The 8,485-nt window shown below is 61.1% G+C and carries 7 protein-coding genes; 3 read left to right on the top strand and 4 right to left on the bottom strand.

What is annotated here, in order from left to right; genetic code table 11:
• Both ACESMW_RS05300 and ACESMW_RS05295 read right to left on the bottom strand, forming a co-directional pair.
• Positions 1 to 928 (bottom strand): UvrD-helicase domain-containing protein (locus ACESMW_RS05300; RefSeq protein WP_372986013.1); only part of this gene is annotated, 928 nt, incomplete at its 3' end.
• Positions 929 to 1,205: 277 nt separating this feature from the next.
• Positions 1,206 to 2,654, bottom strand: coding sequence for an NAD-dependent succinate-semialdehyde dehydrogenase (locus ACESMW_RS05295; RefSeq protein ID WP_372986012.1), 1,449 nt, complete (start codon positions 2,652 to 2,654; stop codon positions 1,206 to 1,208).
• A 170-nt stretch (positions 2,655 to 2,824) separates the two neighbouring features.
• On the opposite strand from ACESMW_RS05295, the gene ACESMW_RS05290 reads away from it, so the two are divergent.
• Positions 2,825 to 3,838 (top strand): histone deacetylase family protein, encoded by a 1,014-nt coding sequence (locus tag ACESMW_RS05290; RefSeq protein ID WP_372986011.1) that lies wholly within the window; start codon positions 2,825 to 2,827, stop codon positions 3,836 to 3,838.
• 10 nt (positions 3,839 to 3,848) lie between these two features.
• Here ACESMW_RS05290 and thiI read toward each other — a convergent pair whose 3' ends face one another.
• Entirely contained in the window at positions 3,849 to 5,303 is a 1,455-nt protein-coding gene (gene thiI / locus ACESMW_RS05285) for a tRNA uracil 4-sulfurtransferase ThiI (RefSeq protein WP_372986010.1), read from the bottom strand.
• A 111-nt stretch (positions 5,304 to 5,414) separates the two neighbouring features.
• On the opposite strand from thiI, the gene ppnN reads away from it, so the two are divergent.
• Positions 5,415 to 6,797: a nucleotide 5'-monophosphate nucleosidase PpnN gene (gene ppnN / locus ACESMW_RS05280; protein ID WP_372986009.1), complete on the top strand. Its 1,383-nt coding sequence runs from the start codon at positions 5,415 to 5,417 to the stop codon at positions 6,795 to 6,797.
• Positions 6,798 to 6,824: 27 nt separating this feature from the next.
• On the opposite strand, the gene ACESMW_RS05275 is transcribed toward ppnN, so the two are convergent.
• Entirely contained in the window at positions 6,825 to 7,160 is a 336-nt protein-coding gene (locus ACESMW_RS05275; RefSeq protein WP_372986008.1) for a c-type cytochrome, read from the bottom strand.
• A gap of 221 nt (positions 7,161 to 7,381) precedes the next feature.
• Here ACESMW_RS05275 and ACESMW_RS05270 point away from each other — a divergent pair, with 221 nt between their 5' ends.
• Positions 7,382 to 8,485, top strand: coding sequence for an enoyl-CoA hydratase/isomerase family protein (locus tag ACESMW_RS05270; protein ID WP_372986007.1), 1,104 nt, complete (start codon positions 7,382 to 7,384; stop codon positions 8,483 to 8,485).

The following is an 8,485-nucleotide window of genomic DNA, read 5'->3' as shown; positions in this document are numbered from 1 at the left end:
ACAGCTCCTTGCCAAGACGCCCCTGGTTGTTGGCGATCACCGAGTTGGCGGCCTTCAGGATGGTCTGGGTCGAGCGGTAATTCTGCTCCAGGCGCACCAGCCGGGCGTTGGGAAAGTCCCGCTGGTACTGCTGGATGTTCTCGATCTTGGCGCCACGCCAGCCGTAGATGGACTGGTCGTCGTCCCCCACAATGGTCAACGGCACCCGGTTGCTGGCAAGTACCTGCAGCCAGGCATACTGGATGGTGTTGGTGTCCTGGAACTCGTCCACCAGCATATGCTGGAAGCGCTGCTGATAATGCGCCAGCAGTTCCGGTTTGTGCAGCCAGAGTTCATGGGAGCGCAGCAGCAGTTCGCCGAAATCCACCAGCCCGCCCTGCTGGCACAGTTTCTCGTACTGGCGGTAGATCTTCAGCATGGTGGAGGTGAAGTGATCGCCCGGATTCTCCTGGATGTGGTCCGCCCGCAGGCCTTCATCCTTCTGGCTGTTGATGAACCACTGGGCCTGCTTCGGCGGCCAGCGGCTCTCGTCGATCTGGTTCTCCCGCATCACCCGCTTGATCAGCCGCAGCTGGTCGTCACTGTCCAGTACCTGGAAGTTCTCCGGCAGGCCGGCATCCTGCCAGTGGGCCCGCAGCAACCGGTGGGCAATCCCGTGGAAGGTTCCGATCCACAGTCCCCGGGTCGGGATCTGCATCATCTGTTCGACCCGGTAGCGCATCTCCTTCGCCGCCTTGTTGGTGAAGGTCACCGCCAGGATGGCCGTCGGCGGCACCCGGTCCACGGTCATCAGCCAGGCAATCCGGTGCACCAGTACCCGGGTTTTGCCACTGCCGGCACCGGCCAGTACCAACAGGTGGTCGTTCTGCGCGGTGACAGCTTCACGCTGGGCATCGTTCAGGGGATCGATGATGTGGGAGACGTCCATAGAGATTCGGTTCGCTACTGGTTAAATAAACAGGTCTGGGAGTATAACAGGGTATGGCAGGGCTTGTCGGGGGCTCGGCTCGGGCTTTTGACTTCGGGTTTTGGAGTTAACGCACAGGGGCGGGGCCTTCTTTCCAGGACACGCTACAAGCACGTCCCTGTGCGCTTGACTGTGGCCATCCATGGCCACAGACAGTCCTGGAAAGAAGGCCCCGCCCCTGCGCTGTCTGGCATCGAAGGGGGGGTCTCACCCCCTCGACATTAAACGCCTACCTGGATCAGAAACCCCGCGGCACAGTTTGCGGTTCGACGAATTCGAATAAACCTTCAAGGCCACCCTCACGACCGATACCGGAGGCCTTCATACCCCCGAATGGCGCTTCCGGGGTCGGGCCGGTGCCGGTGTTCCAGCCAACGTGGCCGAAACGGAGGCCGGCGGCGACGCGCTGGGCGCGCTCCGGATCAGCGGTGAAGACGTAGGAGGCCAGGCCGAATTCGGTGTCGTTGCCGGCGTCGATAACTTCCTCTTCCGTGCGGAACAGGGCCATCGGAACCAGTGGGCCGAAGGTTTCTTCCTGGTAGCAGCACATGTCGCGGTTGACGCCGAGCACTACCGTCGGTGGGAAGAACAGGCCATCGCCGAGCTCGCTCGGCTGTTTGCCGGCCACCAGGTTGGCGCCCTTGCCCAGGGCGTCTTCCAGGTGACGTTTGACCTTGTCGAAGCCCTGTTTGTTCACCAGCGGGCCGATGTCGACGCCTTCATTCATGCCGTCGCCGACGGTCATCTTGTTCACACGTTCCGCCAGTTTTTCACCGAAGGCATCCGCCACTTTCTCGTGGACGAAGATGCGGTTGGCGCACACGCAGGTCTGGCCACCGCCCCGGAATTTATTGGCGATCAGGTTATCGGCTGCAGCGTCCAGGTCAGCGTCTTCAAATACGATGTACGGAGCGTTGCCGCCCAGCTCCAGGGCCAGTTTCTTGACCTGGTCGGCGGTGTCGACGATGAGCTTGCGGCCCACTTCAGTGGAGCCAGTGAAGCTGAGCATGGGCACGTCCGGGCTTTCGCACAGCACCTTGCCGATCACGCTGGCCTTGCCCATCACCAGGTTGACCATGCCATCCGGCAGGTCCAGCTTGTCCATCAAGCTGAACAGGGCAATCATGGTCAGCGGGGTTTCGCTGGCCGGCTTGATCACCGACGGGCAACCCGCCGCCAGCGCCGCGGACAGTTTCTTGGCGATCATGCCGATGGGGAAGTTCCACGGCGTAATCAGGCCAGTCACCCCAACCGGCCGGTAGTGCACGGTCCAGGTGCAGTCCTTGGGCTTCTCGGGGATGGTGTGGGCATCAAGGGCCTGGATGTGCTTGGCGCAATAATCGAAAAAGCCGGCGGCATAGTCCACTTCTCCCTGGGCTTCTTTCCACGGTTTGCCGTGCTCCATACAGAGAATCCGGCCGATTTCCTCGCGGTTTTCCTTCAGACCGTCCCGGATGTCTTCCAGCCATTTGCGGCGGGTTTCAATGGAATAGGGGCTGGTAAGTTTCAGGGCCGATTTGCCCGCCGCAATGGCAGCCTCGATGTCCTCCGCCGGCATGGAGGGCACTTTCGCAATCACCTCGCCGGTGGCGGGGTTGTAGACATCGAAGGTGTTGCCCTGGGCACTGTCCGTCCAGCGACCGCCGATGTAACCAGTGAGTTTCTCCAGCAGGGGTGACTCGATCATCTCGGCTCCTCTTCAGTGTTTGTCTGCGCCCCGCACGGGACCAGTTGCGTCAGTGGATGATGTCTTTCATAGTGAGTGTTGTAGCGTAGCCTGTAAAGTCAAGGGCGGGCTTTTGAACATCCTCCGACTGTGCCTATACTCGGAGCATTACCATTCCAGGAGGCCGGACAATGAAAGCGTTTTTCCATCCCGCACAGGATCAGCATATTCCCCAGACCTACTTTACCCGTGGGCAGATGCGTCAGCCGCAGGAAGTGCCTGATCGTACCGGTCAAATGCTGGACGGCCTGAAGGAGATGGGTATTTCGGTTCTGCAACCGGCGGATCAGGGTGCCGGCCCGATATCGAAGGTTCATGATCTGGGCTATCTCCGTTTTCTGGAGTCCGCCCACCGCCGCTGGAAACAGATGGATGACTGGGGTGACGAGGTGATCTCGAACATCTTCGTCCGCTCGCCCAATCACCTGACCGGCATTCTCGCCGAGGCGGCCCGCTACCAGGCCGATGGCAGCTGTCCGATTGGTGAACACACGTGGCACGCAGCCTACTGGTCAGCCCAGAGTGCCCTGGGTGCGGCTGATGCACTGATTGCCGGCGACAGGACGTCCTATGCGGTATGCCGACCACCCGGGCATCACGCGCGCCGGGACGCGGCCGGTGGTTTTTGCTACCTGAACAACGCTGCCATTGCCGCTGAACACATGAAATCCCGGTTCCCGAAAATCGTGATTCTGGATACCGACATGCACCATGGCCAGGGTATCCAGGAAATTTTCTACGATCGCAGCGATGTCCTTTACATCTCCATCCACGGCGACCCCACCAACTTCTACCCGGTGGTAAGCGGCTTCGAGGACGAGCGTGGCGAGGGCGAAGGCTACGGCTACAACATCAACATGCCCATGCCCCACGGCTCCAGTGAGGAGGATTTCTTTGCCAAAGTGGACGAGGCCCTGGCCGCCATCAAGCTGTTCCAGCCTGATGCCCTGATCCTCACCCTGGGCTTTGACATCTACAAGAACGACCCCCAGGCCAAGGTATCGGTATCCTCGGAAGGTTTCCACCGGCTAAGCACCCACATCCGCCGGCTGGGCCTGCCCACGCTGATTGTCCAGGAGGGCGGCTACGACCTTGAGGCCCTGAGCACCAACGTCCAGCAGTTCTTCCGGGGCCTGGAGGGCTGAGACTCACTTCTCAAGAAGCCGGGGCATAGACCTTGACGTTGTCGTGCCCCTCGGCCTTCAGGTGGCCGGCGTGCATCCGGCTCATGGTGCCCCGGTCACAGTACAGCAGGTACTGGCGGTTCTGCGGCAGTTCCTCGATCTGTTGGTTGAGCTCGTAGAACGGGATCTTCAGGATCCGGTTGTTGGTCAGGGCCAGCGGTGACCGCTCTTCTTCGGTCGGATGGCGCACATCGATGATGACGTCGTTCACCCCCGGCGTTTCCACCAGCTCCACTTCCTCCGGGGTAACCGTGGTTTCCAGCAGACGGTTGACCGGGGTTTCGGTCCGCTCCCCGATGGCGCGGGCCAGCACTTCGGCGTCCATGTTCGCCTCATCGGCCTCGACCCGGTGCAGCTTGGCGCGGGTGGCCGGCTTCTGGGAAATCACACCACAGTACTCGGGCATGTTGCGGGCAAAAGACTCGGTGCCGATGTCGTGGGCAATGCGGATGATTTCCTGCTTGTCCATGGCGATCAGCGGCCGCAACACCACTTCATCGCTGGCCCGGTCCACCACGTTCAGGTTCGACAGGGTCTGGCTTGACACCTGGGCCACCGCATCCCCCATCACCAGCCCAGCCACGTTGAGGTCACGGGCAATCTCGGCTGCCGCCTTGAGCATCTGGCGCTTGAGCACCACGCCCCAGTGGCGGTTGTTCACCGAACGCATGATCTCGGCCACCACGCCTTCGAACGGCACGGAAATGAACTTCACGTTATGGGAGGCGCCGTAGCGGTCCCACAGGTAATGTACCACTTGGCGCACGCCGACCTCGTGAGCGGTGCCGCCGAGGTTGAAGAACAGGAAATGACTGCGCAGGCCACGGCGCATCATCAGGTAGGCGGCCACGGAGGAGTCGTAGCCGCCCGAAATCAGGGTCATGACGCTTTCCACCGAACCCAGCGGGTAGCCGCCCAGGCCCTGGTGCTTGCGCCGGGCGATGTGGAATCCGTCCTCCTTGACCTCGATCCGCACTTCCACCTGCGGTGATTTCAGATCGACACCGGCGGTATCGAAGGCTTTGCACAGTGCCGCGCCCACCGAGCGCTCAATATCGATGGACCGGAAATCATGGCTGCCCAGGCGCTTGGCACGGACGGCGAAGGTCTTGCCATCCAGTCGACCGGCAAAGGCGGCGACGGCCTTCTCACCGATATCCTCCAGGGACTGCAAGGGATACACCGCGATCTCCTGGATGCTGGAAATACCCGGGATGCGCGACAGGGCGTCAATAACCGGCCCATAGAGGCCCCGGTCATCCGGAACCTCTACGTCCACCCGATCCCAGCTGCCCTCCACGATAATTTCGTGATCGAGTCGGGCCAGGAGCTTGCGGATGTTCTGACGGAGTTGTTTCATCTGCTGCCGACGAACGGGCTTACTCTTGATGGCAACTTCCGGAGCGGGACGTATCAGTAATTTCATAGATCGGAGTTTTGTCGGGTGGCGTACAAAGAGGAAAGCGCTTAGTGTACCGTTTTGTCAGAGTGCCTCAAAATCCGGCATTGCCGAAACCTTCAGGAGTTTCACCATTAAATGACAGAACCCACGAACAACGCCCTGGTTTCCCCGGAGGGCGCCCTTGAAATCCTCTCCAATCATGAAGTCAACCGGCTCAAGGACCGGAGCGAGGGCGGTCTTTACCAGCTGTTCCGCCAGTGTGCTCTGGCCGTGCTGAATACCGGGGTGGAAACCGACAACTGTAAGGCCCTGATGGAGGCCCACGCCGATTTCGATGTGAGACTGGTGCCCCAGCCCCGCGGCTTGAAGCTGGAGCTGATCAACGCCCCCGGTTATGCCTTTGTCGATGGCCAAATGCTGCGGGCCATCCGCGAGCACCTGTTCTCCGTGCTCCGGGATATCGTGTACACCCACTCCATTCCCCAGACCATTGCCGGGTTCCGCCGGGACAACCCCGAAGACATCACCAACCTGGTGTTTCACATCCTGCGCAACGCCGGCGTGCTGGAAGCCGGGCGCCAGCCGGACATGGTGGTGTGCTGGGGCGGTCACTCCATCAGCCAGGCGGAGTACCAGTACAGCAAGGAAGTCGGCCACCAGCTCGGCTTGCGCGGCCTGAGCATCATCACCGGGTGCGGTCCCGGTGCCATGAAGGGACCGATGAAGGGAGCCACCATCGGCCACGCCAAGCAGCGGGTGAAGAATGGCCGTTATGTGGGCATTACCGAGCCGGCGATCATCGGTGCCGAGGCGCCTAACCCGATCGTCAACGAACTGGTGATCATGCCGGATATCGAAAAACGTCTGGAGGCTTTCGTGCGCTGCGGCCATGGCGTCATCGTGTTCCCCGGCGGTGTGGGTACCGCCGAGGAAATCCTGTACCTGCTCGGCATCCTGCTCCACCCGGATAACGCCGACCTGCCGTTCCCGGTCATTTTCACCGGCGAGAAAGAGAATGCGGAATACTTCGAGATGATCGACAAGTTCATCCGCAACGCCCTGGGGGACGAAGCCGCCAGCAAGTACGAGATCATCATTGATGACCCCGCCCGTGTCGCCCAAGCCATGCGAAAGGGCATGAAGGAAGTGGAGACCTTCCGCCGGGCCATGCAGGATGCCTATTATTTCAACTGGATGCTGAAGATCGATCCTGTGTTCCAGCTGCCATTCGAGCCCAACCACAACAGCATGCGGTCACTGGAACTGCATAGGGATCAGCCGGTCCACATGATTGCCGCCAACCTGCGCAAGGCGTTCAGCGGGATCGTCGCGGGGAATGTGAAGGAAAGCGGGATACGTCAGATTCAGGAGAAAGGGCCGTTCGAGATCGCCGGGGACCCCTCGTTGATCAAGCCTCTGGAAGCCATGCTGGAGCAATTCGTGGCCCAGAACCGGATGAAACTGCCCGGCCTGCAGGCTTACCAGCCGTGTTATCGTATTGTCAGTGGGGCGGCCTGAGCCGCCCCACTGACATCAAGCCGGAGCTTACTGACCACCTGCCGGCAGGCTGGCGTAGTAAGCTGCCAGGTTGGCGATATCCTCATCGCTCAGAGCTGCAGCCTGGCCCTGCATGATGGCAGCCTGGCCACCGGAACGCTGCTTGTTCTTGTAAGCCTTGAGGGCAGATACCAGATACTGCTCGTTCTGGCCAGCAAGGTTCGGATAGGTCGGGATCTGGGCCATACCATTCTGGCCGTGGCATGCGGCACAGACGGCAGCCTTGGCCTTGCCGGCTTCCACATCGCCCGCGGCAGCGGCCAGGGTCGGCAGGGCAACAGCAGCAGACATCAGTCCGGCAATCGCGAAGTTCTTGAATTTCATAGTTACTACCCTCTCATCGTTGTCGGCGTGATAATGCCGTCAGGTGTTATTAAAACTCGACTGTAATGCACTTATAGCACAGAGCGCGCCTGGCTCAAATGTGATAGATCAAGGCGCTCATTTCGACAATCGTCCCCTTTACCGCACTCGCGGGTTAGTGGGAAAGTACGACAACGTAGAATACCCAGATTTCTGTTTTATCCAACCCGGAGACGCGCCCCATGTCCGTAGAGGTCCAAGAGTTACCCTGCCGTGAAGGCTTTCTTGGCTTGCTCACCCTGAACTCGCCCGGCACCCTCAATGCCCTGAGCGAAGCCATGGTGGAACAGGCCCAGGAGGCCCTGGATCGCTGGGCGACAGATGACAGGATCTGCCTGGTGGTGCTGCAAGGGGCTGGTGACCGGGCCTTCTGTGCCGGCGGCAACATCCGCCTTCTCTATGACGCCATGACCGGTCATGGCGACCAGCAAGCTCCTTCCCGCTTCTTTACCCGGGAATACCGGCTGGATTACAGCCTGCACCGGTTCCCCAAGCCGGTTGTCGGCATCGGCCACGGCGTGGTCATGGGCGGCGGTTTGGGCCTGCTGTCCGCCTGCCGCTACCGGCTGGTAACGCCGGACCTCACCCTGGCCATGCCGGAGATCTCCATCGGTCTGTTTCCGGATGTCGGCGCCAGCTGGTTCCTCAACCGCCTGCCGGGCCGCCTGGGGCTGTTCATGGGGCTGACCGGGGCACGGCTCAACGTTACCGATACCCTGCGGGTGGGCCTGGCGGATATGGCATTGCTGCCTGAAGACCTGGACACCCTGCTCGCCCGGCTGCAGGAACAGCGCTGGACCGGGGAGGCCGCTGCCGATGACAACCGGCTGTTCCGACTGCTGAACCAGATGCCCGCACCGGATTACCGGGCACTGCCACAAAGCAACCTGGAACAACACGAACAGGCGATTTCACGCCTCAGTGCCGGGGAGGAACTGCCCGCAGTGGTGGATCAGCTGCTTGGCTCGGACATTGACAGTGACTGGTGGCGCGCCTGCATCGACAACCTACGCAGCGGCTGCCCGGTCTCCGCCTGGCTGGTGTGGACCCAGCTGAAGAAAGCCCAGCAGATGTCGCTCAAGGATGTGTTCCGGATGGAACTGGCCATGGCCCTCGAGTGCAGCCGGCGGCCGGACCTGGCCGAGGGCGTCCGGGCGAGAATGGTGGACAAGGACCAGAAACCGGCCTGGTCCTATGGCTCGGTGGCCGAGGTGCCGGAGGATGTCGTCGCCGCCCACTTCGAACCGGAATGGGACGACGAAACAGATCCGATGCAGTTGCAGTAA

Source organism: Marinobacter sp. (assembly GCF_041690455.1).
Taxonomy (GTDB): Bacteria; Pseudomonadota; Gammaproteobacteria; order Pseudomonadales; family Oleiphilaceae; genus Marinobacter.
The sequence above is the reverse complement of the archived record's forward strand: the minus strand, read 5'-3'. Positions and strand labels throughout refer to the sequence as shown.

Bases quoted from the DNA above. Each gene is read 5' to 3' on its own strand.
- ACESMW_RS05295 (WP_372986012.1), bottom strand. From the start codon at position 2,654: ATGATCGAGTCACCCCTGCTGGAGAAACTCACTGGTTACATCGGCGGT.
- ACESMW_RS05290 (WP_372986011.1), top strand. From the start codon at position 2,825: ATGAAAGCGTTTTTCCATCCCGCACAGGATCAGCATATTCCCCAGACC.
- thiI (WP_372986010.1), bottom strand. From the start codon at position 5,303: ATGAAATTACTGATACGTCCCGCTCCGGAAGTTGCCATCAAGAGTAAG.
- ppnN (WP_372986009.1), top strand. From the start codon at position 5,415: ATGACAGAACCCACGAACAACGCCCTGGTTTCCCCGGAGGGCGCCCTT.
- ACESMW_RS05275 (WP_372986008.1), bottom strand. From the start codon at position 7,160: ATGAAATTCAAGAACTTCGCGATTGCCGGACTGATGTCTGCTGCTGTT.
- ACESMW_RS05270 (WP_372986007.1), top strand. From the start codon at position 7,382: ATGTCCGTAGAGGTCCAAGAGTTACCCTGCCGTGAAGGCTTTCTTGGC.